The 25,516-nt window shown below is 72.2% G+C and carries 28 protein-coding genes; 18 read left to right on the forward strand and 10 right to left on the reverse strand.

Going from position 1 to position 25,516, the window contains the following annotated elements:
• Window positions 1-14: 14 nt before the first annotated feature.
• Together ACVKXF_RS11830 and ACVKXF_RS11835 are read right to left on the reverse strand one after the other, a co-directional pair.
• Complete coding sequence (locus ACVKXF_RS11830) at window positions 15-1,112, reverse strand: YihY/virulence factor BrkB family protein (RefSeq protein WP_456795888.1); 1,098 nt, start codon at window positions 1,110-1,112, stop codon at window positions 15-17.
• 49 nt (window positions 1,113-1,161) lie between these two features.
• Window positions 1,162-2,481 carry an MFS transporter gene (locus ACVKXF_RS11835; RefSeq protein WP_396290698.1) on the reverse strand — a complete coding sequence of 440 codons (1,320 nt, stop codon included), beginning with the start codon at window positions 2,479-2,481 and terminating at the stop codon, window positions 1,162-1,164.
• A 69-nt stretch (window positions 2,482-2,550) separates the two neighbouring features.
• On the opposite strand from ACVKXF_RS11835, the gene ACVKXF_RS11840 reads away from it, so the two are divergent.
• The 3 genes from ACVKXF_RS11840 (at window position 2,551) to ACVKXF_RS11850 (ending at window position 6,075) form a co-directional block, all read left to right on the forward strand.
• Complete coding sequence (locus tag ACVKXF_RS11840) at window positions 2,551-2,922, forward strand: FKBP-type peptidyl-prolyl cis-trans isomerase (RefSeq protein WP_123313509.1); 372 nt, start codon at window positions 2,551-2,553, stop codon at window positions 2,920-2,922.
• Entirely contained in the window at window positions 2,922-3,758 is an 837-nt protein-coding gene (locus ACVKXF_RS11845; protein ID WP_340196194.1) for an aldo/keto reductase, read from the forward strand. Before ACVKXF_RS11840 ends, ACVKXF_RS11845 begins: the two co-directional genes overlap by 1 nt.
• A gap of 73 nt (window positions 3,759-3,831) precedes the next feature.
• Window positions 3,832-6,075, forward strand: coding sequence for a HelD family protein (locus ACVKXF_RS11850; protein WP_456795818.1), 2,244 nt, complete (start codon window positions 3,832-3,834; stop codon window positions 6,073-6,075).
• A 152-nt stretch (window positions 6,076-6,227) separates the two neighbouring features.
• Here ACVKXF_RS11850 and ACVKXF_RS11855 read toward each other — a convergent pair whose 3' ends face one another.
• Genes ACVKXF_RS11855 through ACVKXF_RS11865 form a run of 3 tightly spaced genes read right to left on the reverse strand, consistent with a single transcriptional unit; the run spans window position 6,228 to window position 8,682 of the window.
• Window positions 6,228-6,506 (reverse strand): protealysin inhibitor emfourin, encoded by a 279-nt coding sequence (locus ACVKXF_RS11855; protein ID WP_340196196.1) that lies wholly within the window; start codon window positions 6,504-6,506, stop codon window positions 6,228-6,230.
• A 29-nt stretch (window positions 6,507-6,535) separates the two neighbouring features.
• Entirely contained in the window at window positions 6,536-7,585 is a 1,050-nt protein-coding gene (locus ACVKXF_RS11860; protein WP_456795819.1) for a M4 family metallopeptidase, read from the reverse strand.
• Window positions 7,586-7,626: 41 nt separating this feature from the next.
• A complete protein-coding gene (locus tag ACVKXF_RS11865; protein ID WP_456795820.1) occupies window positions 7,627-8,682 on the reverse strand; it encodes a glycoside hydrolase family 6 protein in 1,056 nt (351 codons plus the stop codon).
• A gap of 144 nt (window positions 8,683-8,826) precedes the next feature.
• On the opposite strand from ACVKXF_RS11865, the gene ACVKXF_RS11870 reads away from it, so the two are divergent.
• From ACVKXF_RS11870 to ACVKXF_RS11905, 8 genes are all read left to right on the forward strand, one after another.
• The gene (locus ACVKXF_RS11870; RefSeq protein ID WP_111084575.1) at window positions 8,827-9,273 is read left to right on the forward strand and encodes a VanZ family protein; all 447 of its coding nucleotides are present in this window, start codon (window positions 8,827-8,829) and stop codon (window positions 9,271-9,273) included.
• Window positions 9,274-9,375: 102 nt separating this feature from the next.
• The gene (rpsO, locus tag ACVKXF_RS11875; RefSeq protein WP_070416523.1) at window positions 9,376-9,645 is read left to right on the forward strand and encodes a 30S ribosomal protein S15; all 270 of its coding nucleotides are present in this window, start codon (window positions 9,376-9,378) and stop codon (window positions 9,643-9,645) included.
• A gap of 138 nt (window positions 9,646-9,783) precedes the next feature.
• Window positions 9,784-10,401 (forward strand): NADPH-dependent FMN reductase family protein, encoded by a 618-nt coding sequence (locus tag ACVKXF_RS11880; protein WP_456795821.1) that lies wholly within the window; start codon window positions 9,784-9,786, stop codon window positions 10,399-10,401.
• Window positions 10,402-10,527: 126 nt separating this feature from the next.
• Window positions 10,528-10,842 carry a hypothetical protein gene (locus tag ACVKXF_RS11885; RefSeq protein ID WP_456795822.1) on the forward strand — a complete coding sequence of 105 codons (315 nt, stop codon included), beginning with the start codon at window positions 10,528-10,530 and terminating at the stop codon, window positions 10,840-10,842.
• 2 nt (window positions 10,843-10,844) lie between these two features.
• The gene (locus tag ACVKXF_RS11890; protein ID WP_456795823.1) at window positions 10,845-11,786 is read left to right on the forward strand and encodes an FAD:protein FMN transferase; all 942 of its coding nucleotides are present in this window, start codon (window positions 10,845-10,847) and stop codon (window positions 11,784-11,786) included.
• Window positions 11,786-12,343, forward strand: a complete 558-nt coding sequence (locus ACVKXF_RS11895) for a ferric reductase-like transmembrane domain-containing protein (RefSeq protein WP_456795824.1) — start codon at window positions 11,786-11,788, stop codon at window positions 12,341-12,343. The genes ACVKXF_RS11890 and ACVKXF_RS11895 overlap by 1 nt, the downstream gene beginning before the upstream one ends.
• Window positions 12,340-13,599, forward strand: coding sequence for an NADH-ubiquinone oxidoreductase-F iron-sulfur binding region domain-containing protein (locus tag ACVKXF_RS11900; RefSeq protein WP_456795825.1), 1,260 nt, complete (start codon window positions 12,340-12,342; stop codon window positions 13,597-13,599). The genes ACVKXF_RS11895 and ACVKXF_RS11900 overlap by 4 nt, the downstream gene beginning before the upstream one ends.
• Window positions 13,596-13,844, forward strand: a complete 249-nt coding sequence (locus ACVKXF_RS11905; protein ID WP_456795826.1) for a ferredoxin — start codon at window positions 13,596-13,598, stop codon at window positions 13,842-13,844. Before ACVKXF_RS11900 ends, ACVKXF_RS11905 begins: the two co-directional genes overlap by 4 nt.
• A 10-nt stretch (window positions 13,845-13,854) precedes the next feature.
• On the opposite strand, the gene ACVKXF_RS11910 is transcribed toward ACVKXF_RS11905, so the two are convergent.
• Window positions 13,855-15,066, reverse strand: a complete 1,212-nt coding sequence (locus ACVKXF_RS11910; RefSeq protein WP_456795827.1) for a coiled-coil domain-containing protein — start codon at window positions 15,064-15,066, stop codon at window positions 13,855-13,857.
• Between the two features lie 281 nt (window positions 15,067-15,347).
• Between ACVKXF_RS11910 and ACVKXF_RS11915 the strand changes: the two genes are divergently transcribed.
• Window positions 15,348-17,615 (forward strand): polyribonucleotide nucleotidyltransferase, encoded by a 2,268-nt coding sequence (locus ACVKXF_RS11915; protein WP_123313521.1) that lies wholly within the window; start codon window positions 15,348-15,350, stop codon window positions 17,613-17,615.
• Between the two features lie 69 nt (window positions 17,616-17,684).
• Here the strand turns inward: ACVKXF_RS11915 and ACVKXF_RS11920 are convergent, their stop codons facing one another.
• Both ACVKXF_RS11920 and ACVKXF_RS11925 read right to left on the reverse strand, forming a co-directional pair.
• Window positions 17,685-18,212 carry a YbhB/YbcL family Raf kinase inhibitor-like protein gene (locus ACVKXF_RS11920; RefSeq protein WP_123313522.1) on the reverse strand — a complete coding sequence of 176 codons (528 nt, stop codon included), beginning with the start codon at window positions 18,210-18,212 and terminating at the stop codon, window positions 17,685-17,687.
• A gap of 354 nt (window positions 18,213-18,566) precedes the next feature.
• Entirely contained in the window at window positions 18,567-19,214 is a 648-nt protein-coding gene (locus ACVKXF_RS11925; protein ID WP_123313523.1) for a TetR/AcrR family transcriptional regulator, read from the reverse strand.
• 246 nt (window positions 19,215-19,460) lie between these two features.
• Here ACVKXF_RS11925 and ACVKXF_RS11930 point away from each other — a divergent pair, with 246 nt between their 5' ends.
• Together ACVKXF_RS11930 and ACVKXF_RS11935 are read left to right on the forward strand one after the other, a co-directional pair.
• Window positions 19,461-20,795, forward strand: a complete 1,335-nt coding sequence (locus tag ACVKXF_RS11930; protein WP_123313524.1) for a M16 family metallopeptidase — start codon at window positions 19,461-19,463, stop codon at window positions 20,793-20,795.
• 8 nt (window positions 20,796-20,803) lie between these two features.
• Window positions 20,804-21,406, forward strand: a complete 603-nt coding sequence (locus tag ACVKXF_RS11935; RefSeq protein WP_123313525.1) for a histidine phosphatase family protein — start codon at window positions 20,804-20,806, stop codon at window positions 21,404-21,406.
• Here ACVKXF_RS11935 and ACVKXF_RS11940 read toward each other — a convergent pair.
• On the reverse strand, window positions 21,403-21,897 hold the full coding sequence (locus ACVKXF_RS11940) for a GNAT family N-acetyltransferase (protein WP_456795828.1): 495 nt from the start codon (window positions 21,895-21,897) through the stop codon (window positions 21,403-21,405). The genes ACVKXF_RS11935 and ACVKXF_RS11940 overlap by 4 nt on opposite strands.
• A 23-nt stretch (window positions 21,898-21,920) precedes the next feature.
• Between ACVKXF_RS11940 and ACVKXF_RS11945 the strand changes: the two genes are divergently transcribed.
• On the forward strand, window positions 21,921-22,667 hold the full coding sequence (locus ACVKXF_RS11945; protein ID WP_228505012.1) for a 4-hydroxy-tetrahydrodipicolinate reductase: 747 nt from the start codon (window positions 21,921-21,923) through the stop codon (window positions 22,665-22,667).
• Window positions 22,668-22,671: 4 nt separating this feature from the next.
• Entirely contained in the window at window positions 22,672-23,142 is a 471-nt protein-coding gene (locus ACVKXF_RS11950) for a tetratricopeptide repeat protein (RefSeq protein WP_456795829.1), read from the forward strand.
• 7 nt (window positions 23,143-23,149) lie between these two features.
• On the opposite strand, the gene ACVKXF_RS11955 is transcribed toward ACVKXF_RS11950, so the two are convergent.
• Complete coding sequence (locus ACVKXF_RS11955) at window positions 23,150-24,070, reverse strand: TIGR01777 family oxidoreductase (RefSeq protein ID WP_123313528.1); 921 nt, start codon at window positions 24,068-24,070, stop codon at window positions 23,150-23,152.
• 38 nt (window positions 24,071-24,108) lie between these two features.
• Here ACVKXF_RS11955 and ACVKXF_RS11960 point away from each other — a divergent pair, with 38 nt between their 5' ends.
• Window positions 24,109-24,939, forward strand: coding sequence for a thymidylate synthase (locus ACVKXF_RS11960; RefSeq protein WP_456795830.1), 831 nt, complete (start codon window positions 24,109-24,111; stop codon window positions 24,937-24,939).
• A complete protein-coding gene (locus tag ACVKXF_RS11965; protein WP_123313530.1) occupies window positions 24,939-25,433 on the forward strand; it encodes a dihydrofolate reductase in 495 nt (164 codons plus the stop codon). Before ACVKXF_RS11960 ends, ACVKXF_RS11965 begins: the two co-directional genes overlap by 1 nt.
• The last annotated feature ends 83 nt before the right edge of the window (window positions 25,434-25,516 follow it).

Genomic DNA, 25,516 nt, shown 5'->3' on the forward strand with positions numbered 1-25,516 from the left:
CACGCGCGACCGCCTCACGGCATCGGTGCCTCGCCGACGCGCACCTGCTGCGCGACGTCGCGCAGGTGCTCCTGCGCCGGGGTCGGCTCGGCGTCGTCGTCGGCAGCGACCTGCGCCGCGACGCTCCGGACGTGCCGAGCAGCCGCGATGTCGGCGTCGCGCCAGCGGGCCAGCGTGAAGTTCCGCGTCACGTCGCGCAGCGGCAACCGGATCGACTCGTCGGCCTCGATGCCGGCGAGGAGCTGCCGCATCCGGATCACCTCGGAGTCGAGTTCGCCGCCGACCACGAGCACGAAGTTCGAGATGTACAGGTAGACGAGCAGCAGGATCCCGCCGCCGAGCCACCCGTACGCACGGTTGCCGCCGCCGATCGTCTCGACGTAGACCGCGAAGCCGACCGTCGCCAGGGCCCACGTGACGATCGCGAACGCGGCACCGGCGGACACCCACCGCAGCTGCGGCGTCTTCACGTTCGGGGTCGCGTAGTACAGGACCGCGACCATCACGACCAGGTCGGCGGCGAGCACGGGCCACTTCACCACGTTCCACACGTCGTCGATCCACGGCGCCCAACCGAACGAGGCGACGATCGCCGCCGAGATCGTCGGGGTGCCGAGCAGGATGACGATCGCGATCGCCCCGCCCACCATCACGAGCAGCGTGACGAGCAGCATCATGCTGCGGAACTTCCAGATCCGCCGCCCCTCCTCGACCTCGTACGAGGTGTTCATGGCGCGCCCGAACGCCGTCGCGTACCCGGACAGCGACCACAGCGTCAGCACGACACCGATCGCGAAGCCGAGCCACGGGTTGTCGAGGGTCAGCAGCTGCCGCAGCGGGGTCTCGAGGTGCTCCGCCGTCTCCGGTCGCAGGATGAACCCGAGCACGCCGATGATGTCGGACAGGCTGTCGCCCTCGCGGTCCACGATCGAGAGCGCCGACACGACCGTCAGCGCCGTCGGGAACACGGTCAGCAGTGCGAAGAACGTCAGCGACGCGGCCGCGTCGACGACGCGGTGCCGGATGACCGAGTGGTAGGTGCGCCGGACGACGGCGCGGACTCCCGTCCGCCTCGCGAAAGCGACAGACGTCCGCGGAAGGTTCGCGCAGATCTGTCGCTTTCGCGGAAGGGGGTGGTCCGGTGCTGCGGCCGCGCGCCCGTCAGTCGGCGTGGGGGTGCAGGGCGTCGTAGCGGCGGAACGACGGGACCAGGCGGAGGAGCAGCGCGACGAGCGCGACGATGAGCACGCCGCCGATGATCGGCGGGTACGCGATGCCGGCCGCTACGACCAGGCCGGCGTACAGGTCACCGAGCCGCGGGCCTCCGGTGACGACCACGATGAAGATGCCCTGCAGTCGACCGCGCATGCCGTCCGGCGACGCCGCCTGCAGGATCGTGTTCCGGAACACCGAGCTGACGTTGTCCGCACCGCCGGCCATCGCCAGGAACAGCGCCGCGAGCCCGAGTGCCGGCAGGATCTCGACACCGAACGCCTCGCCCGAGCGCCCACCCAGCACGTGCGCCAGCGCGATGACCACACCGAACGCGGCGATCGCGCCGCCGTACGCGGTGATGGCCCAGCCGACGGCCTCGCCCTGGCGGCGCACGTGCCCGAGCGGGCCGGAGAAGACGCTCGACAGCAGTGCACCGATCGCGTACGCGGCCGTGAGCGTGCCGACGGTGATCGATCCGCCGCCGATCACCAGCGCCCCGATCGCGGGGAACAGGACGCGGGGCTGCCCGAACGTCATCGCGACGATGTCGAGCACGAACGTCATGGTGATGTTGCGCGACCGCCGCAGGAACTTCGCACCCTCGATGAGCGAGCTGAGCCCGGGGCGGAGCGCACCGTGGTCGGCGGCCATCCGCGGCAGCGTGAACACCCCGAGGAACGCGAACGTGAACAGGACGACGTCGATCGTGTAGGTCGGCGCGAACCCGACGCTCGCGATCAGCACACCGGCGACCGCCGGACCCACCGTGACCTGGAAGCCCGAGGCGATCCCGCCCAGGGCGCTCGCCGCGGGCAGCAGGTCCGTGCCGACCAGTCGCGGGACGATCGCCGAGCGCGAGGCGTTGCTCACGGTCGCGGCGACGGCGTTCACGGTCGCCAGGACGTAGAGCAGGGCGACGCTGTGCAGCCCGAGCCACGAGTGGGTGGCGATCAGGGCGACCGCGACCCAGGCGATGATCGACGACACGAGCGCGACCGTGCGCCGGTCGAAGGCGTCGGCGAGCATGCCGCCGTACAGGCCCGCGACCACCATCGGCAGCAGGGCGATGACCCCCACGAGCGCCACGGCGAAGGTGGAGTGCGTGATCTCGTACACCTCGAGCCCGACCGCCACCGTGGTCATCTGCGTGCCGATCCCGGCGATGGCGGTGCCCGCCCAGAGCCGGGCGAAGGCGGGGGATCGGCGGAGCGGGGTGAGGTCGGCGAGCAGGCGGCGGCGCGGCGGTGCGGGAGTGGGTCGTGTCACGGTGGAACCATTCTGCGGCCTGGACGGTCGTTGCGTCTGCCCTTGCCGCGCTCTGGTTGACTGGATCGCATGACTGACCTCAACAGCAAGCCCGAGTTCGACGCGCCCGAGGGCCCGGCCCCCACCGACCTCGTCGTCACCGACATCGTCGAGGGCGACGGCGACGTCGCGAGCGCCGGGTCGACCGTCAAGGTCCACTACGCCGGCGTCGAGTACGAGACCGGCGAGGAGTTCGACAGCTCGTGGAACCGCGGTGAGCCCATCGACTTCCCGCTCGCGGCGCTCGTGCGCGGCTGGCAGGAGGGCATCCCCGGCATGAAGGTCGGCGGCCGCCGCAAGCTCGTCGTCCCGCCGGAGCTCGCCTACGGTCCCGCCGGTGGCGGCCACTTCCTGTCCGGCAAGACCCTGATCTTCGTGATCGACCTGCTCGGGGTGCGCTGATGCAGGTCGGTGCCCCGACCATCGAGCTGAACGACGGCCACCGGTTCCCGGAGCTCGGCCTCGGCACCTACGGGCTGAACGGCGACGAGGGTGCGGCCGCGGTCGGCACCGCCATCGCCAGCGGCTACCGGCTGCTCGACACCGCGCTGAACTACGGCAACGAGGACGCCGTCGGCCGTGCCGTCCGCGAGTCCGAGGTGGCGCGCGAGGACCTCGTCGTCACCTCGAAGCTCCCCGGCCGGCACCACGGCTACGACGAGGCGCACCGCTCGATCGACGAGACCCTGGGCAACCTCGGGCTCGACCACGTCGACCTGTACCTGATCCACTGGCCGAACCCGTCGGTGGACAAGTTCGTCGACACCTGGAAGGCGTTCGTCGACCTGCGCGACAGCGGCAAGGTCCGCTCGATCGGCGTCTCGAACTTCACGCCGGAGCACCTGCGCCGCATCATCGACGCGACCGGCGTCGCACCGGCGGTGAACCAGGTCGAGCTCCACCCGTACTTCCCGCAGGCGGCACTGCGGAAAGTGCACCAGGAGCTCGGCATCGTCACCGAGAGCTGGAGCCCGCTCGCGGTCCGCTCGGAGCTCCTCACCGAGCAGCCGATCACCGACGCCGCAGCGGCCCACGGCGTGACCCCCGGCCAGGTCGTGCTGCGGTGGCACGTCCAGCTCGGCGCCGTGCCGGTGCCGAAGTCGGCCGACGCCACCCGACAGCGCGAGAACCTCGACGTGTTCGGCTTCGAGCTGACCGACGCCGAGGTGCAGGCCATCTCCGGCCTCGAGCGCGGCCGGCTCTGGGACGCCGACCCGGACACGCACGAAGAGATGTGAGCGACGACCCTTCGGGAACTGCGGGGCTCCAGCGGGCAGTACACTGGATTCCCCTCTTCCCGAAGGGTTGCGTGTGTCCGAACCGACCGAGATCGACCGCGAGCGCGGCTACGTGGACGGCCTCTTCCGCCGTCTCGACGAGCTGACCGCCGAGGCCGAGCAGCGTCTCGCCGAGACCCGTCGTCAGGCGGTCGGCGGGAACCACCAGAGCCGCAGCGAGCGCGATGCGTACGCCCGGCTCTACGAAGACACCGTGGCGACGCTCGAGCGTGTGGGGGACCGTCTGGTCTTCGGCCGGCTCGAGGTCTCCGAGCCCGACAGCGCCGAGGACGCCTTCCGGTACATCGGCCGCGTGGGGCTCCGCGACGCCGACCACCGCCCGCTGCTGCTCGACTGGCGCGTGCCCGGCGCCAGTGCCTTCTACCAGGCCACCGCGGCGCACCCGATGGGGATGCGCTCGCGCCGCCACCTGTCACTCGAGGGTCGTCGGGTCGTCGGTGTCGAGGACGAGGTGTTCGACGCCGCCCTCTACGACGACGAACGCACCCACCTGCAGGGCGAGGGGGCGCTGCTCGCCGCGGTGACCGCGGAACGCACCGGCCGGATGACCGACATCGTCGCCACGATCCAGGGCGAGCAGGACCGGATCATCCGCTCCCCGCTCGAGGGCGTCCTGATCGTGCAGGGCGGCCCCGGCACCGGCAAGACCGCCGTGGCGCTGCACCGTGCCGCGTACCTGCTGTACTCGTACCGCGAGCGGCTGCGGGGCTCCGGGGTCCTGATGGTCGGTCCGTCGCCGGCGTTCCTGACGTACATCGAACAGGTCCTGCCGTCGCTCGGCGAGACCGGCGTCGTGATGGCCTCGCTCGGGTCGCTCTACCCGGGTGTGCACGCGACGACGCACGACGCCCGCGACGTCGCGGCCGTGAAGGGCTCCGCGCAGACGGCCGCGCTCCTGCGCCGCGCGGTGCGCTCCCGTCAGGTGGTGCCGACCGAGTCGGTGACGCTCGACGTCGAGGGCGAGCGGCTCGTCGTGCTGCCGCAGCTCGTGGCCGACGCGATGAAGCGCGCACAGGACCGCGGCAAGCCCCACAACGCCGCGCGTGTGACGTTCAACAAGCTCGCACTCGACGCGATGACCCGGCTGCTCGCCGACCAGCTGCGCGAGCGTGGGACGACGGTGGACGAGGCCGACGAGAAGGTCCTGCGCGAGGACATCCGGAGTTCGTACGACGCCCGGGTGCTGCTCAACACCGCGTGGTTGCCGCTGCCGCCGGAGAAGTTCCTCGAGGACCTGTACGCCCGCCCGAACTGGCTCGCGTCGCTGACCCCCGACTGGACCCCGGAGCGCCGCGCCCTGTTGCACCGTGCCCGTGGTGCGGCGTGGACGGTCGAGGACGTCCCCCTGCTCGACGAGGCCGCCGAGCTGCTCGGCCCGTTCGACCCGACCGGCGGCGCCGCCAAGCGCGCGGCGAAGGCCAGCCGGAACCGTGACATCGAGAACGCCCGCCAGGCGATCGAGAACATGGGCGTCGAGGGCATCGTCACCGCCGAACAGGTGGCCGGCTCGTTCGCCGAGGGCGGCGACCCCCGGTCGACGGCCGAACGCGCGGCCGACGACCGTGAGTGGACCTACGGGCACATCGTGGTCGACGAGGCGCAGGAGCTGTCGCCGATGCAGTGGCGCGTGCTCGCCCGCCGCAACCCGCTGCGGTCCTTCACGATCGTGGGCGACATGGCGCAGGGCTCCTCGCCCGGGGCCGCGCGCACCTGGGACGACGTGCTCGGCGCGTTGGCCCGTCGTCGCCGTGGCCGGGCGCCGCTCGTGCCGCTCGACCACCGCATCGAACAGCTCACCGTGAACTACCGCACCCCGCGGTCGATCGTCGAGGCCGCCGGTGTCTTCGCCGACGGTGCCGGCCTGACCGTCACCCGGAACGAGGCCGTGCGCGACGGCGATCCCGTCGAGCGCGTCCGCGTCGCCCGCGCCGACCTGCTCGACACCGTCGTGTCGGTCGCCGATGCCGAACGCGAGCGGATCGGGGCGGGCACGATCGGCGTCATCGTCCCCGAGTCCGAGGTCGACGCCGTCCGGCAGCGCCTCGCCCGCACGGAGGCCGACGTGCGCGGGCTCGCCGCGCCGCACGCCGGGTCGCTCACGGTGCTGACCGGGGCCGACGCCAAGGGCCTCGAGTTCGACGGCGTGCTGCTCGTCGACCCCGACCGTGTCGGTGGAGACGCCGCGCGCCCCGCTGCCGCGGTCTACGTCGCGATGACCCGCCCGACACGGCGCCTGACGGTCATCGACGTCGCCTGACCCGCGGGTCGCGCGCTCCCGCGGCCACTTCGTGAGCAGAAATGGTCGGGTCAGCAGCGCGGACACGACCATTCCTGCTCACGATCCGCGGCGGTACGGCGGACGCGGTGCGGACGGGAGGCTCGTGGCGACTTCGCCACACCCCCGCCGTCTCAGGACGGGTCGCCTGCAGATCGGACGCGCGCGACGAGGTCGGCCCACGGTCCGTCCAGGCGTCGGCCCGGGATCGTCACGGTCGTGCGCTCGACGGTGATCGTCCACGTGAAGTCGTCGGGGACCGGTGCCCCGGACGGCGACTCCGTCGCGGCGGTGCGGGGGAGCGCGTCGACGACCTCGGACCACGCCGCGGGGTCACCGCTCGTGTCGGTGTCGACCCGCCAGCGCCGCGTGGTGCCGGCGAAGCCCCCGGAACGACGGACCTCGATGCGCATGCTCCCGACCGTACGCGCCGGTGGCGTGCTCAGGCGAGCACGCCCACCGTCCGCCAGGCGTCCTGCACCGCGGCGTGCTCCGCTGCCCCGTCGCCGAACCGGGTGGCGGCGGCGCCGATCGTGACGGCGGCGAACCCGGCGAAGTCGATCGAGGCGGTGACGGCGTCCGAGGTCAGGGCGTCCCACCACACGGCACCGGCACCCTGCCAGGCGTACCCGCCGATCGCCGTCGCCGCCAGGAAGAACGCGTGGTTCGGGATGCCGGAGTTGGTGTGCACCCCGCCGGCGTCGTCGGTCGTCACGACGAAGTCGGCCATCGTCGCGGGCTGCGGGTCCTTGCCGAGCACCGGGTCGTCGTAGGCGGTACCGGGTGCCCGCATCGACCGCAGGGCGTCGCCGCGGACGGCGTCGGTGAAGAGCCCCTCGCCGATGAGCCAGCTCGCCTGTTCGGCGGTCTGCCCGGCCGCGTACTGGGCCACGAGGGAGCCGAACACGTCGCTGACGGACTCGTTGAGCGCCCCGGACTGCCCCTGGTAGGTGAGGTCGGCCGTGTACTGCGTGACGCCGTGCGCCAGCTCGTGACCGATGACGTCGAGGGCGATCGTGAACCGCCGGAAGACCTCGTCGTCGCCGTCACCGAACACCATCCGGCTGCCGTCCCAGTAGGCGTTGTCGTAGTCCTGCCCGAAGTGGACCGTGGCGTCGAGGGGGAGCCCGGCGCCGTCGATCGACGCCCGGCCGAAGACGTCGAGCCAGAAGGCGTGGGTCGCGCCGAGTCCGGCGTACGCCTCGTCGACGGCCGCGTCACCGGTCTCGGGGTCGCCCTCGTTCCGGACGACCGTGCCCGGCAGGGTCGTCGTGCCGCGGGCATCGGCGATCGTGCGCTGCGGTGACCGGTCGGCGGTGCCGCTGACGCCGCGCGGGGCGACCAGGTGCCGGTGCTTCGGGGTCTGCACGAGCTCGAGCGACGCCAGTGCGGTGCGGGCGGCCGATGCTGCGCGGGGGAACTCGGCCGCCTGGGCCACGGCGTGGAGCAGGTAGGGCGGGACGACGGAGCGCCGGCTGTCGGTCGGGGTCATGCGCTCATGCAACCACCGGGCACCGACACCCCGGCCACGGGTCAGTCGCGCTTGCGGTTCTCGACGAGACCGAGCGCGTAGGACTCCCACCACTGTCCGGCGGCCGGTCCGCCGTTGCACGTGCCGTCGCTGAGCCCCGGCGTCTTGACCCACAGCAGGGCGTCGAGTCGGCTCGATCCACCGGTGACGTGCGGGGCCTGGCCGAGCCCCGCGCCCTCGGGGTTGCACCAGGTCCCGCGCCAGCCCTGCCCGTTGCGGGAGACGTCGATGACGAAGTGCGGATCACCACCGATCGCGTCGGCGAGCTCGTCGGCGTAGGCGCGTTCCTGGTCGACGCGGTAGAAGTTCGACACGTTCGTGAAGAAGCCCTGCACCTGATCGACACCCGCCTGCCGCAGCCAGTCGGCCATCGTCGCGGTCGGGACGCGGTTCTCGTTGCCGCCGTCGAGGTACACCGTCAGCCCGTGCCCGGTCAGCGCGTCCACGGCCTTGCGGAGCAGGGGGAGCCGGGAGTCGCGCAGGCGCTGGCAGTTCTGGATCTGCGCGATCGCGTCCGGCTCGACGAGCACGACGGCCCCGGACCCGGCCATCGCCCGCACGGCGGACCGGACCCACGGCAGGTAGGCGTCGTCGGTCGTGCCGCCCTTCGAGTAGCTGCCGCAGTCGCGGTCCGGCACGGTGTACAGCACGAACACCGGGGTGGCCCGCTGCTGCTCGGCGTTCCGGACGACCGCGCGGATGGTCGCGCGCGTCTCGGACCGCGAGGTGTTCGTGAGCCAGGTCGCGATCGGCTGGTCGGCGATGCGGGCGATCTGCGCCGCGGTGTCGTCGTGTCCGGCGGCTCGTGCCTGGCGCTCGCGGATGCCCGGCTGGTTCACCGCCGACGGCTGGTGCGCGAGGCCGCCGGGGAACGCCTGCTCCACGGTCTTCCGCGTCACGACGTCACGTCCGCTCGCCGTCGGGTCGGCGTCCGGCCCGCTGCCGTGCGGCACGACCACGACGAGCGTCGTGACCACCGCGGCGACGGCGACGACCGCGGCCGCGATCCACAGCCACTGCCGGCGCGCCGACCTGCGCATCCCCTGGTCCTCCGGCATCCGGCGGTCCTCCCTGTTCGCTCTCCATGCTGACAGGTGCGGGGGAGTCCTGACCAGGGCACCGGGGCGTTCGTCCAGGTCCGCCGACGGCTTCTGCCAGGAGCGCTCCAGCGACCGCGCAGGACGGTGTTGCACAATACCCGGATGTTCCGTCGACTCCTCCTCCTCGCCGTGACCGCGGCGTACGCCTGGGTGATCTGGCGGATGACGCTGACCCCGCAGGTGTTCACATCGGCACAGAACTCGTTCGTGCTGCACGCGATCGCCTGGGTCCAGCAGCTGCCGCACGGTGCCTGGTTCACGTACGAGCGCACCGAGTTCCTCGCCAACATCGCCATGTTCGTGCCGGTCGGCATGCTCGCCGCGCTCTGGTTGCCACGGCGCTGGTGGATCCTCGGGGCCCTGGTCGCGGTCGCCCTGTCGACCGGCATCGAGTTCGCGCAGGCCACCTACCTGCCCTACCGCGTCGCCGACCCCCGCGACGTGCTGTCGAACGGCCTCGGCGGACTGCTCGGCGCGACGCTCGTCGGGCTCGTCCGCAGCCTGCTGCCCGCGCCGCGTCGTCGTCGCCTGCGCGCCAGGACGGCCTAGGACTCTGGTAGTCTTGCGCGGTTGCCGTCGAACGGCCGCGGACAAAGAGCGCTCGTGCATCAGGCACGGGCACCGCGCAACGGACTGAAAGGGGATCTACGCATGGCACTTGACGCGAAGGTCAAGCAGGAGATCATCGAAGAGTACGCGACCCACCCGGGCGACACCGGTTCCCCCGAGGTCCAGGTCGCCGTTCTGACGCGTCGTATCAACGACCTGAACGAGCACCTCAAGGAGCACAAGCACGACCACCACTCGCGTCGTGGTCTGCTGCTCATGGTCGGTCAGCGTCGCCGTCTCCTCGGTTACCTCTCCGACGTCGACATCGCCCGCTACCGTGCGCTCATCGAGCGCCTCGGCCTGCGCCGCTAGTCGACGCCCCACGGCTTGACCGAACGCCCCGGTCCTCCTCGAGAGGACCGGGGCGTTCTCCGTTCTGCGGGAATGGTTGCGCGTGGCGCACGGTTCGGTACGATGTTCATGCAAACGCATCGAAAGTCGGGAACCACCATGACCACCATCGCCGTCGTCTCCGCCGGACTCTCCGAGCCCAGCTCCACCCGCCTGCTCGCCGACCGCCTGGGCGAGGCCGCCGTCGCCGCGCTCGTCGCCGAGGGCACGCCAGCCCACGTCCTGCACGTCGAGCTCCGGCCGCTCGCCCACGAGATCACCGACGCGATGCTCACCGGGTTCGCCGCACCCGCGCTGTCCGCCGCCATGGCCGCCGTGGTCGAGGCCGACGCGGTCGTCTTCGTCACGCCGATCTTCACGGCCGGCGTGAGCGGTCTCGCGAAGTCGTTCCTGGACATCCTCGACAAGGACTCGCTCGCCGACCTGCCCGTCCTCCTCGGCGCCACCGGCGGGACCTCGCGGCACTCGCTCGCCATCGACCACGCCCTGCGCCCGGTGTTCGCGTACCTCCGCGCAGCGGTGGTGCCAACCGGTGTCTTCGCCGCGACCGACGACTGGGGGAGCGACGGTGACGCCGCGGCCCTGGACGGACGCATCCGCCGGGCCGGAGTCGACCTGGCCTGGGCGATCCGGGCCTCCCGTCGGTCCCCGCAGGAAGCCGACGCGCTCCCCGCGACCGCGGACTTCGCGAGCCTGCTCGGTGGCCTCGGCCACTGATCCGGATCGCTGACCCCGCGGCCCGCTCTTAGGCGGGCCACAGGGTTCGTGGGGTCGGAGTGCGGCCGGCTGGCGGCTCGCTCATCGGTGGCCTCGGGAACCTCGTCATGACGACGAGGAGGACCGATGGACACCAGAGGCACCGGTAGGCGATCCGCACGGATCACGAGTGCGCTCGTGAGCCTGGGCGGACTCGCGGTCGCGACGGTCACGGGCGCCGGGCTGTGGTTCGGGCACGAGCAGGCCGGCACGACGACGACCGACACGTCCACGAGCACGAGCACCACCACGGATTCCGGTTCGGGTACCGGGACGTCGAGTGATGCCGCCACCGACTCCGGGTCCTCGTCCTCGTCGTCGTCGACCGACACGTCGACCGACACCGGGGTCTCGCAGGGCACCACCGGTGGGTCGTCGGACGCGACGACGACGGGTTCCTGACCGTGCGCGCCGCCGCCGAGTGGGACCTCTGGACCACCACCGCCCGGGTCGTCCTGGACCACCGCGACCGCCGCCACCTCGCCGCCGCCGAGTCGTGCGTCCGCGAGGTCACGGCGGCGGTCGACGCCGCGTGCAGTCGGTTCCGCGACGACTCCGAGCTCCTGTCCCGCGCCGACGACCTGGTGCGCGGCACCGAGGTCTCGCCGTTGCTGGCGACGCTCGTGCACCAGGCCGTCGACGCCGCGCGACTGTCGGACGGGGACGTCGACCCGACGCTCGGCCGGCGGATGGCGTCCCTCGGGTACGACGCCGCGTTCGCCGACGCGCCCCCGGTCCCGTCGCCCGACACCGTCGCCCGAGCGCTCGACGGTCGACCCGCCTGGCAGCGCATCCTGTTGTCCGGCACGTTCCTGCGGGTCCCCGCGGGCGTCACGCTCGACCTCGGCGCCACGGCGAAGGCCGCCGCCGCGGACATGGCCGCCGCGAGCATCACCGCGCGGCTCGGCATCGGCGCCCTCGTCTCGCTCGGCGGGGACGTCGCCACGGCCGGCCCGGACCCCGCCGGCGGCTGGCAGGTGCGCGTGCAGGACCAGGAGGGCGACCCCGTCGACCACGTCCGCATCGCCTCCGGGTGGTCCGTCGCGACCTCGAGCACGCAGAAGCGCCGCTGGGAGCAGGACGGGACCGTGCGGCACCACATCCTCGACCCGCGGTGGGGCCTGCCCGCCGACCCGGTGTGGCGGTCGGTGACGGTCGTCGCCCCGTCGTGCACCACGGCGAACACCATGACCACCGCCGCGGTGGTCCGGGGGCACGGCGCCGTGGAGTGGCTCCGGCAGAGTGGCCGTGCTGCCCGACTCGTCGCGGCCGACGGCTCGGTGCTGCGGATCGGCGGCTGGCCCGACGACCAGGTCGACCACCTCGACGGGGCGGACGCCGCCTGATGGACACCGCGCTCTGGGTGGTCGGCCGTGGGACGGGCGTCGCCGCGGTCCTGCTCCTGACCCTGACGGTCCTGCTCGGCATCGTGACCCGCGGCGGACGACCGCTCCCCGGCCTGCCACGGTTCGGCGTGCAGCTCGTGCACCGGGACGTCGCCCTGGCGTCCACCGTGTTCGTGGTCGTGCACGTGGTGACGCTGCTGCTCGACACCGAGGCCGAACTCCGCCTGCTCGACGCCCTCGTGCCGTTCGCCGGTGCGTACCGCTGGTTCTGGCTCGGGCTCGGCACGCTGTCGGTGGACCTGCTCGTGGTGCTCGTCGTCACGGGGATGCTCCGCCGGGTGATCGGGCCACGCGTGTTCCGCGCTGTGCACTGGGCCGCCTACGCCATGTGGCCGATCGCGATGGCGCACGCGATCGGTACCGGGACCGACGGCACGTCGGCCTGGTTCCTGGTGATCGCCGGGGTCTGCGCCGCAGCCGTCCTCGGTGCCGTCGCCTGGCGCTGCACCGCTGGCGTCACCGCGTTCCGTCCGACCCCGAGGGAGGCCCTCCGATGACCCTGACCCACCCGCTCACCGTCCCGCCACCGACCGGCACACAACGCCTCCTCGCCGCCCCGGGGCCGGGACTCGACGACCACCACCGGACGCACGGACCGCTCCCGCACGTCGGGCCGACCACCGTCGGCGAGATCGCCCTGGCCGGCGTCGACGGCCGCGGGGGAGCCGGGTTCCCGCTCGCCCGGAAGCTCGAGGCCGTCGCGGGACGGCGCCGCCGACGCGGTGCCCCGATCGTCATCGCGAACGGCGCCGAGGGCGAACCCGCCAGCCGCAAGGACGCCGTCCTGCTCGAACGAGCACCGCACCTGGTGCTCGACGGCATCGTGGTCGCGGCGCTGGCGATCGGTGCGACCGAGGCCGTGGTCGCCACGAGCGAACGGCTCGCCGACCGGGTCCGGCAGGCCCTGGTCGAACGCACCGACGCCCGGGCCGGCACCGACCCGGTCGCGATCACGGTCCGCGCCCTGCCGCATAGCACCTTCGTCGCCGGGCAGGCCACGGCGCTCGCCTCGGCCGTCGCCGGTGGCCGAGGTCTGCCGGAGGACCGCGCCGTCCGGCTGGCCGAGCGTGGACCGGGCGGACGACCGACCCTGGTGTCGAACGTCGAGACCCTCGCGCAGGCGGCGCTCGTCGCACGGTACGGGGCGGCGTGGGCGCGGAGCGTTGGCAGCCTGGGCGCTCCCGGCACCCGCCTCGTGACCGTCAGCGACGTGACGGACCCGGCCGGTGCCGTGGTGCTGGAGACCGCCGGGGGTGCGCCGCTCGGGCAGCTGCTGGGTGCCTCCCGGCTGCCGGCGGCCGATCCGGGACGGACGCGAGCCGTCCTGGTCGGCGGGCGGGGCGGCACCTGGGTGCCGGCCGCAGCGCTCGATGCGCCCTTCGACGTCGACGGACTGGCACCGTGGGGTGCGGCGCCCGGGGCCGGCGTGCTGGCCGTGCTCGACGACCGGAGCTGCCCGGTCGGGGTCACCGCGGGACTCGCCGCGGCGCTCGCCGGAGCGTCCGCCGGGCGCTGCGGGCCGTGCGTGAACGGGTTGCCGCGGATCGCCGACGTGGTCGCCGACCTCGCATCCGGGCACCGGGCGGGCGACCTGCCCGGCGAGGTCCGGCGGATCGCTGGCCTCGTCGACGGACGTGGAGCCTGCCACCACCCGGACGGCGTCGCCCGGATGGTGCGGAGCGCGCTCGACGTGTTCCACGACGACGTGCAGGCGCACCTGCGGGGCACGTGCCTGGTCGGGGGACGACCGTGAGCGGCGCACCGGGCGGTGCCGCCGCCGGACCTGTTGCGCTGCACGTCGACTGGACCCGTTGTCGGGGACGCGGCCTGTGCACCGAGCTGTTCGCCGAGCGGCTGGCGCGCGACGAGTGGGGCTACCCGATCGCGCGGGACGGCGGCGGCACCCGCGACGTGCCGGTTCGGCCGGACGAACGCGCCGCCGCCGCGGACGCGGTGGCGATGTGCCCGCTGCAGGCGCTGCGGCTGGTGGGGCGGTGAGCGCGGGAGCTCAGTACCAGTGCGGGTTGACGCTCATCTCGTGCCCCCAGGCACCGCACGGCGACCCGTACGCGCTCTTGATGTAGGCGAGCCCCCAGTTGATCTGCGTGTTCGCGTTCGTCCGCCAGTCCGCTCCGGCCGCCGACATCTTCTCGGCCGGCAGCGACTGCGGGATGCCGTAGGCGCCGCTCGAGGCGTTCAGTGCGTTCGCCCGCCAGCCGGACTCCTGCGTCCAGAGCGACACCAGGCACGAGAACTGGTCGTCGCCCCAGCCGTAGGAACCCAGGGCGCTCCGGGCGTAGGCCTGGGCCGCGGCGGGGTCCACGACGACCCCGCCGGTGCTCGGGTAGCTCGTGCCCGAGCCACCGCTGGCGCTGGTGCTCCCGCCACCGGTGTCGGCGCTCGCCGAAGCTGCTGCCGCCGCCTGTGCTGCGGCCGCCGCCGCGCGCTTGCGCTGCTGTTCGGCCTTCTGCGCCGCGACCTTCTGCCCGAGCTCGTACCCGGCGGCCTGCTCGGCGGTGGTGTCCCGGAGCGACGCCAGCTGCGCGTACAGCTCGTCGCTGTGCTGCTCGGTCGACTCGACGGCGGCGTTCGCCACGGCCTCGGCCGACTTCGCCGCCGCGGAGCGTTCCTCGGCTGCCTGCGCACGTGTCGCGCGCTCGGCCTCGGCGCGTTCGGCCTGTTCGTGCAGCGACGACGCCGTGCCGGCCGCGACGGACGCCTCGTCCATCACGCCGGACCAGGTGGACGACAGCTGGTCGAGGGCGCCCAGCTGGTAGAGCAGCTGGTCCGGGTTGCCGGCGGTCGCGATCCGGGTGGTCATCTGGTTCGTGCTGCCGTCGCGGTACAGGTTCGCCGCCAGCTGACCGGCGCGCGTCTGCGCGCGTTCGGCCGTCTCTGACGCGCGTCGCGCCTGGGCCTGGAGGCTCGTGGCGGCCTGGGTGGCCTCCGCCAGCTCCGCCTCGGCCGCGTCCGCCTTCGACGAGGCCGTCAGCGCGGCCTGCGACTTCGCTGCGGCCTCGTCCTGCGCCGACTGCAGCGCGGCCTGGACCTTGGTCACCTCGGCACGCTTGGCGGTCTCGTTGCCCTTGGCCCGCTGCACGTCCTGCCAGGTCGGGTACTCCGTCGCGGTCGCCGGGACAGCGGTGAGGACCGGGGCGACGAGCGCGCCGACGACCACGGCGGCCGCGACGAGCACGCCCCGCGAGGGGGTGAGACGCATGGCAGCAGGCTACCGAGGCTCGCCCGGGTGTCAGCGAGCCGCGCCGCCGATTCCCTGTGGACTGGTAAAGTCCATCGTGTCCGGGGACCGTTTCCCCGGACGCACGAAAAAACACTGCGCAGGCCGGGCACGGAGCTGGTCATCGGTGGTGGCTCGCGGGCCGGAACGGTTTCCCGAGTGCTTCTACTGCTGGCCAGACATGCGTCCGGAACGATCGGCGCGCACGCACCATCGAGTGCCGTCGCCAAGGCCTGCCGAACACACTTCAAGGAGGCACCCTTTTGGAGGGTCCCGAGATCAAGTTCGCCGAAGCCGTCATCGACAACGGCAAGTACGGCAAGCGCACCGTCCGGTTCGAGACCGGTCGGCTCGCACAGCAGGCGCAGGGCGCGGTCGCCGCGTACCTCGACGAGGAAACGATGCTCCTCTCGGCCACCAGCGCCGGCAAGCACCCGCGTGAAGGATTCGACTTCTTCCCGCTGACCGTCGACGTCGAGGAGCGCTCCTACGCCGCCGGCAAGATCCCCGGCTCGTTCTTCCGCCGCGAAGGCCGCCCGTCGACCGAGGCCATCCTGGTCTGCCGTCTGATCGACCGGCCGCTGCGCCCGTCCTTCGTCGACGGCCTGCGCAACGAGGTCCAGATCGTCATCACCGTCCTGAGCATCGCTCCGGACGAGTTCTACGACGCGCTGGCCATCAACGCCGCGTCCGCCTCGACGCAGATCTCCGGTCTGCCGTTCTCCGGCCCGATCGCCGGTGTGCGCCTCGCGCTCATCGGTGACCAGTGGGTCGCGTTCCCGAAGGCGTCGCAGCTCGCTGACGCCGTCTTCGACCTCACCGTCGCCGGCCGTGTCGTCACGGACGAGGCGGGCAACGAGGACGTCGCCATCATGATGGTCGAGGCCGAGGCCACCGAGCACAGCTGGGAGCTCATCCAGGGCGGCGCCACCAAGCCCGACGAGGCTGTCGTCGCGCAGGGCCTCGAGGCGGCCAAGCCGTTCCTCAAGTCGCTCGTCGACGCCCAGGCCAAGCTCGCCGCGCAGTCGGCCAAGGAGATCCAGGACTACCCGGTCTTCCCGCCGTACGCGCCCGAGGTCTACTCGGCCGTCGAAGCCCTCGCGCTCTCCGAGCTCGGTGACGTCTACAAGATCGCCGCCAAGACCGAGCGTCAGGACGCCGACGACGCGCTCAAGTCGCGCGTCAAGGCCGCCATCGCGGAGCAGGTCACCGCGGGCGAGCTGCCCGAGGTCGCCAACTCGCAGGTCAGCGCCGCGTACAAGTCGGTCACGAAGAAGGTCGTCCGCGGCCGCATCCTGACCGAGCAGATCCGCATGGACGGCCGCGGCCTCGCCGACATCCGTCCGCTCGACGCCGAGGTCGCCGTGATCCCGCGCGTCCACGGTTCGGCGATCTTCCAGCGCGGCGAGACGCAGATCCTCGGCGTCACCACGCTGAACATGCTCAAGATGGAGCAGCAGATCGACTCGCTGTCGCCCGTCACGAAGAAGCGCTACCTGCACCACTACAACTTCCCGCCCTACTCGACCGGTGAGACCGGCCGTGTGGGTTCGCCGAAGCGTCGCGAGATCGGGCACGGCTTCCTCGCCGAGCGCGCCCTCGTGCCGGTGCTGCCGACGCGTGAAGAGTTCCCGTACGCCATCCGTCAGGTCTCCGAGGCGCTCAGCTCCAACGGGTCGACCTCGATGGGTTCCGTCTGCGCCTCGACCCTCTCGCTGCTCAACGCCGGTGTGCCCCTCAAGGCCCCGGTCGCCGGCATCGCGATGGGCCTGGTGTCCGACACCGTCGACGGTCAGACCCGCTACGCGGCGCTGACCGACATCCTCGGCGCGGAAGACGCCCTCGGCGACATGGACTTCAAGGTCGCCGGTACCTCGGAGTTCGTCACCGCGATCCAGCTCGACACCAAGCTCGACGGCATCCCGTCGACGGTGCTCGACGCGGCGCTGAAGCAGGCCAAGGAGGCCCGCTCGGCCATCCTGGGTGTGCTCAACGAGGCGATCGACGCTCCCGACGAGATGGCGGACACCGCTCCTCGCGTCATCTCGGTGCAGATCCCCGTCGACAAGATCGGCGAGCTGATCGGCCCGAAGGGCAAGACGATCAACGGCATCCAGGACGAGACCGGTGCCGACATCTCGATCGAGGACAACGGCACCGTCTACATCGGTGCCGTCGACGGTCCGTCGGCCGAGGCCGCTCGTGCGTCGGTCAACGCGATCGCGAACCCGACCAACCCGGAGATCGGGGACCAGTTCCTCGGCACCGTCGTGAAGATCGCCACGTTCGGCGCCTTCGTGTCGCTGCTCCCGGGCCGTGACGGTCTGCTCCACGTCTCCGAGGTGCGCAAGCTCGCCGGTGGCAAGCGTGTGGAGAACGTCGAGGACGTCCTGGGCGTCGGCCAGAAGGTCCTGGTCGAGGTCACCAAGGTGGACGACCGCGGCAAGCTGTCGCTCGCGCCGGTCGTCGCCGAGGAGTCGGACACCGACTCCAGCGGTGCGCGCGAGGAGTCGACGGACGCCACCGTCTGATCCACCCCTGGCACACGAACGGCCGTCGTCCCTCGCGGGACGGCGGCCGTTCGTCGTTGCGGGATCGTCCTACGCGGCGGGGGTCTCCTGCGTGCCGACGAGCTGGGCTCGGCCGAGCAGGTGCTCGCGCAGCACGAACCCGACGACCGCGGGGGTCGCGTCGGCCGGCGCCTCGAGCAGCGGCACGTCGAGGGCGCTCAGCGTGAAGAAGTAGCGGTGCACGCCGTGGCCCGCGGGCGGGGCGGCGCCGAGGAACGTGTCGGTGCCGAACTCGTTGCGCCGGCGGAGTGCCTCGGCGGGCAGCAGGGCGTCGTCGGTGCCGGCGCCGGCGGGCAGCGAGGTCGCGGAGCCCGGGATGTCCGTCAGGCTCCAGTGCCAGAAGCCCGAGCCGGTGGGGGCGTCGGGGTCGTACACGGTGAGGACGAAGCTCTTCGTGCCCTCCGGTGCGCCGGACCACTCGAGTGCGGGGGAGCGGTCCTCACCACCGGCGTCGGTGCCGCGCGCCGAGGTCGGCAGCTCGCCGCCGTCGGTGAAGTCGGGGCTGGTCAGGGTGAACGAGGGGACCTCGGGGAGGTTCCAGTTGGGGTCGTTGGCCATGCCACCAGCCAACACCCGCAGCCTCAGTGGGTGCCCGAAGCCCGATGCGCGGGGCTCGTTTTGTCAGCTGGTGTGGCGTTGGTGGGTGGGTGCGGTGTTGTAGGCGTGCACGGGGCGGGGAAGCTCACACGGGGTGTGGAAGTGCGCACGGTGCGGACGGGAGGCGCGGTGCTGCCCCGTCACGTTCCTCCCGTCTGCACGGTGCCGCCTTCTCAGGCTGGTGCGGCGTTGGTGGGTGGGTGCGGCGTTGTAGGCGTGCACGGAGCGGGGAAGCGCGCACGGGATGTGGGAGCGCGCACGGTGCGCCCAAGCCCGTGCCCGCGCGCGTCGCGCGGCGCGCGGACCAGCCGGACGTCAGTCGGCGAGGACGCGGTCGACGACGCGACCGAGGGCGGCCGTCGCGGCGATCGCGTCACCGGCGTAGGCACCGGCCATCGCGCCGTCGCGCGCGAGCATGAGCTCGTCGGCGCCGTCGCCCGGCAGCTGGTGGCCGGACTCCTGCAGCAGGGTGGCGAGCCGGTCGGTGTACCAGTCGCGGTGGGTGGCGACCACCTCGCGCACGGGGTCACGGGGGTCGTGGTACTCGGCGGCTGCGTTCAGGAAGGCGCACCCGCGGAAGTCGGGGTCGTTGACCTCGTCGGCGAGGGCGGCGACCCAGGCGCGGACGGCTGCTGCGGGGGAGCCGGCATCGGCGACGAGTCGCTCCATGCGTTCCTGCACCCGTTCGTGCTGGGTGCGGATGTAGGCGAGGATCAGGTTGTCCTTCGACCCGTAGTGCTTGTAGAACGTCGCCTTCGTGACGCTCGCCTCGGAGATGAGGCGGTCGACGCCCACGCTGTGGATGCCCTCTTCGTAGAAGAGTCGCGTGGCCGTCTCGAGGACGCGGACCTTCGCGCCGCCGGAGCGGGGAGTCGGGGGGACGCTCGACCCGTCCGGCGACGCGAGGTTCGTGCTCGGACCGAGGAGACGCTGGACGGCCGGTTGGGGGGAATCGACCGTCACAGCGTGGCTCCTTGGTTCATCGGCTCCGCGGACGAGTGGGGGGACTCGTGGCCGCGAGGACTGATGTCCCGAGCCGCCGGATCGGAACTTAGGGGGGCTTTCGATCCGGCGAGAACGACTGTACCACAAGGAGGACAGACAGACGAGTCGGTCTGTCCGCAATTTCTGTACCCCTCTTCGAGTGACAGTCGGCAGGCCTGTGGAAACTGGGATGCGGGCTCCGGAGCATCAGTAGGCTCGTCTGCGATGAACCAGCCAGTGCCACTGCCGCTCGGGGCCCCGGACACGTCGTTCCTGACGTCCGGCGGGGCCTTCGTCCGCCGCACCGTGCTGCCGTCGGGTGTGCGTGTGCTGACCGAAGCCGTTCCTGGTGCCGCCTCCACGAGCATCGGGTTCTGGGTCGGCGTCGGCTCGCGGGACGAACGCGACGGGCAGTTCGGATCGACCCACTTCCTCGAACACCTGCTGTTCAAGGGCACCGAGACCCGGTCGGCGCTCGACATCGCCATCGCGTTCGACTCGGTCGGCGGCGAGCACAACGCCGCGACGGCCAAGGAGTACACCTGCTACTACGCACGGGTGCGGGACGCCGACGTCCCGATGGCCGTGCAGGTCATCGGGGACATGGTGACCGGCTCGGTGCTCGACCCCGAGGCGTTCGCCGTCGAGCGCGGCGTCATCCTCGAGGAGCTCGCGATGGCCGCCGACGACCCGGCCGACGTGGCGGGCGAGGCGTTCTTCGCCGCGGCCTTCAGCGGACACCCGCTCGGTCGCCCCATCGGTGGCACCCCGGACAGCATCCGTGCGGTCCAGCGCGACGAGGTCCTGGCCCACTACCGCGAGCACTACGCACCGAACGGCATCGTCGTGACCGCCGCCGGCGCCGTCGACCACGACCGGTTCTGCGACGCGGTCGCCGCGGTGTTCCACGACGCCCCGCGCGCCGAACCGCTCGCACGCCGCACACCCCAGACCGTCGCAGACCCCATCGAGCCGAAGCTGTCGGTGGTGCACCGGCCGACCGAGCAGGTGAGCATGCTCCGCGGCTCGCAGGGACTCGACCTGCGCGACGACCGCCGGCCGTCGCTCAGCGTCCTGAACGCCGTGCTCGGCGGGGGCATGAGCTCCCGGCTGTTCCAAGAGGTCCGCGAGCGCCGCGGTCTCGCCTACGCGGTGTCGTCGTTCGCACCCGCCTACCTCGACAACGGTGCCTTCGGCGTCTACGCGGGCTGCGCGCCCGACAACGTCCCCGGGGTCATCGAGATCATCGACGCCGAGTTCCGCCGCATGGTGGACCACGGCATCACCGACGACGAGCTCCGCCGTGCGAAGGGCCAGATCGAGGGTGCCCTGACCCTCTCGCTCGAGGACTCCGACGCCCGGATGACCCGCCTCGGCCGGTCCGAGCTCGGCACCGGGGAGTACACCGACCTGTCGACCGCACTGGAGCGCGTCGACCGGGTCACCACCGACGGCGTGCTCGAACTCGCCCGCGACCTCCTGACCCGTCCGACGATCACGTCGGTGGTCGGAGCGGTGCAGCAGGACGAACTCGCCGCAGCGATCGGGATGGGCAGCTGAGCACGGACATGTCCCACTACCTGTACCTCGTCCGGCACGGCGAACACCAGGACGCCGAGCACGGCCTCCGCGACGGCAAGCTGTCGGAGCGCGGCAAGCGGCAGGCGATGCTCGTCGCCGACCGACTGGGTGGCCTGCCCTTCGACGGCGTGTACCACTCCCCGTTGCAGGCCCCGAGCGAGACGGCTGCGTTCCTGGCGCAACGGCTGCCCTCGATCCAGCCCGAACCGTCGACACTGCTGTTCGACTGCGTCCCCTCCGGCCCGACCCCGGACATGCCGCACGCCTACCAGGGCTGGTACGGCGGCGTCACCGAAGAGGAGATCGTCGCCGGACAGGCCCAGATGGGCGATGCCGTCTCCGAGTGGTTCACCCCGGCGCGCGAGGACCGGCACGACCTGCTCATCACGCACAACGCCGTGATCGGCTGGTTCGTGCGCGAAGCGTTCCAGGCCCCCGAGTGGCGCTGGATGGGCACGAACGTCGCGCACACCGCACTCACGATCATCCGGATCCGCTCCGCGAAGCCGGCCGAGGTGGTCGCCCTGAACGACCTGGCCCACCTGCCGGTGGAGCTGCGGACCGGGCTGCCGGTCGACCAGCCCGTCTAGCGGGTCGTCGGCTTGCGGTACCAGGCGGTCGCGTTCGGGTTGTCGTTGAACGCTGTGACGCGCTCGTAGCCCCGACCGCGGTACATCGCGCCCGCGGCGACGAGCGAGTCGTTCGTGTCGAGCACGATGCTCGTCGCTCCCAGCGCCGTACCTTCCCGTTCGAGCAGGTCCATCAGCGCCGACGCGATGCCCTTGCCCCGTCCGCCAGGGGTCACGAAGACGTGCTTGACCTCGAACCGGACGTCGTCGGCGCCCGTCTCGTCGACCCCGGCCGGGATCCGCCGGAGCCCGCCGCACCCGACCGCGGTGCCGCCGTCGTAGGCCACCGCGAAGACCCCGTTCGGCGGCGTGAACTCGGCAGCCGGTGTCCGCTTGCGCGAGTAGGCGCCCTGCGCGCTCGGGAACGTCGCCTCGCGCTCGTCCAGGTACGCGTCGAGCAGGACGTCGACCTCGGGCAGATCGGCGGGCACGGTCCTGACCTCGACTGACATGGGTCGATCCTAGGATGGACGGCATGGTCACTCCCGTCGCCGTCGTCGGCGCCACCGGTCGTCTCGGGGGCCTCGTGGCCTCCGTCGTCGAGGAACTCCCGGAGTTCGAGCTCGTCGCCCGTCTGTCGTCGAAGGACGGTGCCCACGAGGCGCCTCCGTCGGTGTTCGGCGGCGCCGCGCTCGTCGTCGACGTGACGGTGCCGGCGCTCAGCCCCGCGATCGTCGAGAACGCCCTGTCGAGCGGGGCGAACGTGCTCGTCGGCACCTCGGGTTGGTCGGCCGACCGTCTCGCGAAGCTCCGCACCGCGCTGCAGGAGCGACCCGACCAGGGCGTCCTCGTGGTCCCGAACTTCTCGATCGGCTCGGTGCTCGGCACCCACCTCGCCACGATCGCGGCGCCGTGGTTCCCCTCGGTCGAGATCGTCGAGACGCACCACGCCGGCAAGATCGACTCGCCGTCCGGCACCGCGGTGCGCACCGCCGAACTGATCGCCGAGGCGCGGCGCGACGTCGGTCCGGTCGAGGCCCCGCACGTCGACCAACGCGCCCGCGGTCAGCAGGTGGCGAGCGTTCCGATCCACTCGCTCCGGCTGCCCGGGGTGAAGGCGGTGCAGGACGTCCTGCTCAGCGGCCCCGGCGAGACCCTGACCATCCGGCACGACACCAACGACGACGTCGCCTACGTCGCCGGGATCCGGGCGGCACTGTCGGCACTCGGGTCCGCCCGCGGACTCACCGTGGGCCTCGGCAGCGTCCTCGGCATCGGCTGACCCGGTGGGACGTGCAGCGCGGGCCGGGCGCGCGATCCGGTCGCCGTTCTGGGGTGCGGCGCTGATGACCCTGCTGCTGGCGCTCTACATCGTGCTCGTCGGGCAGCGGGCCGTCGCGTTCATCGCGACCGGCATCCCGATCGGGATCGGCATCGGCGTCGCCCTGTTCGTCGTCGCCGCGATCGGGGCACTCCTGCTCGTGCTCGAGTTCCGGTTCGGTGTCCGGATCACCCGGCTCGGTTCCCGGCTCGAGGCCGAGGGCGGTGCGCCGGAGGACGTCGTGCCCGTGCGACCGTCGGGACGTCCGACGCGCGAAGCCGCCGACGAGGTCTTCCCGAAGTACCAGGCCGCCGTCGAACAGGATCCTGCCGACTGGCGCGTGTGGTACCGGCTCGGGGTCGTCTACGACGCCGCGGGAGACCGGAAGCGCGCCCGCGCCGCGATGCGCACCGCGCTGTCGCGGGCGAGCGCCTGACCTCCGGTCAGAGGACCGCGTCGACCGCGTCCGACGCGTGGGTGTAGCGGAAGGCGTAGCCGGACTCGAGCAGCTTCGTCGGCACCATCTGCTGACTCGACAGCAGCATCTCGTCCGCCGCGTCCTGCAGCGCCAGTCGCAGTGCGAACTCCGGGATCCGGAACAGGTACGGACGGTGCAGGTCCTCGGCGACGCGCTTCGTGATGCGGTCGGCCACGACGGGTTCCGGTCCTGCGAGGTTCACCGGGCCGCTGACCCCGGACGCCGACGGGCTCGTGGCCAGGTGCACGATGGCGCCGACCTCGTCCTCGAGCGCGATCCACGGCCAGTGCTGCCCGCCGGTGCCGAGGCGGCTGCCCAGTCCGAACCGGGTCAGCGGCAAGATCGGTGCGAGCGCGCCGCCGCCCTCGCCGATGACGATGCCGGTGCGCAGGGTGATGACGCGCACGCCGTCCGGCGCCGCGTTCGCCGCGGCCTCCCATGCGGTGCAGACCTCGGCGAGGAACCCGGTGCCGGGCGCCGCGTCGTCCTGCAGGACGTCCGCCGGGCGGTCGCCGTACACGCCCGAGGCCGATCCGGACAGGAACAGCGCCGGGGGCGTGCTGGCGTGCCGCATCGCCTCGACCAGGGTGTCGGTCGCGTCGACGCGCGAGCGCCGGATCTCCTCGCGGTACTTCGCGGTCCACGGCAACTTGCCGATGTTGGCCCCCGCCAGGTTGATCACCACGTCGGCGCCGTCGACGATGGCCGGGTCGAGCGGACGCTGTCCGGGGGCCCAGCGGAACTCGGTGGCCGTGTGCGGCTCGCGTCGCACGAGCGTGGTCACGTGGTGGCCCGCCTCGCGCAGGGCGCGGACGAGCGGGGTGCCGATGAAACCGGACGCGCCGGCGATCAGGATCGAGAGCGGCTCTGCCGCCGTGTCTGCCATGCCGCCAACGCTACTCATGCCGACGTAGTCTTCTGTGTGTGAGCGACAGCGAGACCGTGCAGCCCGACCCCACCGTGCCGACCCCTTACGAAGACCTGCTCCGCCGGGTCCTCACCGAGGGCACGCCGAAGGGCGACCGCACCGGCACCGGGACCCGCAGTCTGTTCGGTGCGCAGCTCCGCTACGACCTGTCGAAGGGCTTCCCGCTCGTCTCCACGAAGCGCGTGCACTTCAAGTCGATCGCGTACGAGCTGCTCTGGTTCCTGCGCGGCGACGGCAACGCGACCTGGCTGCAGGAGCACGGCGTCCGGATCTGGAACGAGTGGGCGGACGAGGACGGCGACCTCGGCCCGGTCTACGGCGTGCAGTGGCGCTCGTGGCCGACCCCGTCCGGCGAGCACGTCGACCAGATCGCCCAGGTGATCGACCAGATCCGCACGAACCCCGACAGCCGACGGCTCATCGTGTCGGCCTGGAACGTGGCGGACATCCCGGACATGGCACTCGCGCCGTGCCATGCGTTCTTCCAGTTCTACGTCAACGACGGCAAGCTCTCGTGCCAGCTCTACCAGCGCAGCGCGGACATGTTCCTCGGGGTCCCGTTCAACATCGCGTCGTACGCCCTGCTCACCCACATGATCGCCGCGCAGACCGGGCTCGAGGTCGGTGACTTCGTCTGGACCGGCGGCGACTGCCACGTCTACGACAACCACGTCGAGCAGGTGGAGGAGCAGCTGTCCCGCACGGCGTACGCCCTGCCGACCCTGGAGCTCGCACCGAGGGACTCGATCGACGACTACGAGTACGAGGACTTCACGGTCGTCGGCTACCACCACCACCCGTCGATCAAGGCCGCGGTCGCGGTCTGATGATCGGCATGGTGTGGGCCCGGTCGACCGGCGGGGTCATCGGGGCCGACGGCGGCATGCCCTGGCACGTGCCCGAGGACCTCGCGCACTTCAAGCAGGTCACCGGTGACGCCACGGTGCTGATGGGCCGGCGCACCTGGGAGTCCCTGCCCGAGCGGTTCCGTCCGCTGCCCGGTCGGCGCAACGTGGTGCTCACCCGCGACCCGTCGTGGTCGGCGGACGGCGCCGAGGTCGTGCACGAGCTGGCGGCCGCCCTCGACGGTGCCGACGGTGCCGACGAGACCGTCTGGGTCATCGGCGGCGGGCAGGTCTACGCCGCAGCGCTGGACCGTGCCGAGCGGGTGTCCGAGACCGTGATCGACGTCGACGTGCCCGGCGACACCGTCGCTCCGACGCTCGCCGGGTCGGCCGACTGGTCGCTCGTCGACGAGGGCCCGTGGCAGGAGTCCCGCACCGGGACCCGCTACCGCTTCCTCGAGTGGCAGCGCCCCTGAGCGTTCGGAACCAGGTTCCGGACACAGCACCGCGCAATCGCGTGGTGTGGTGTCCGGAACCTGGTTCCCACCGGACGGGCAGC

This window comes from Curtobacterium sp. PvP017 (assembly GCF_054060195.1).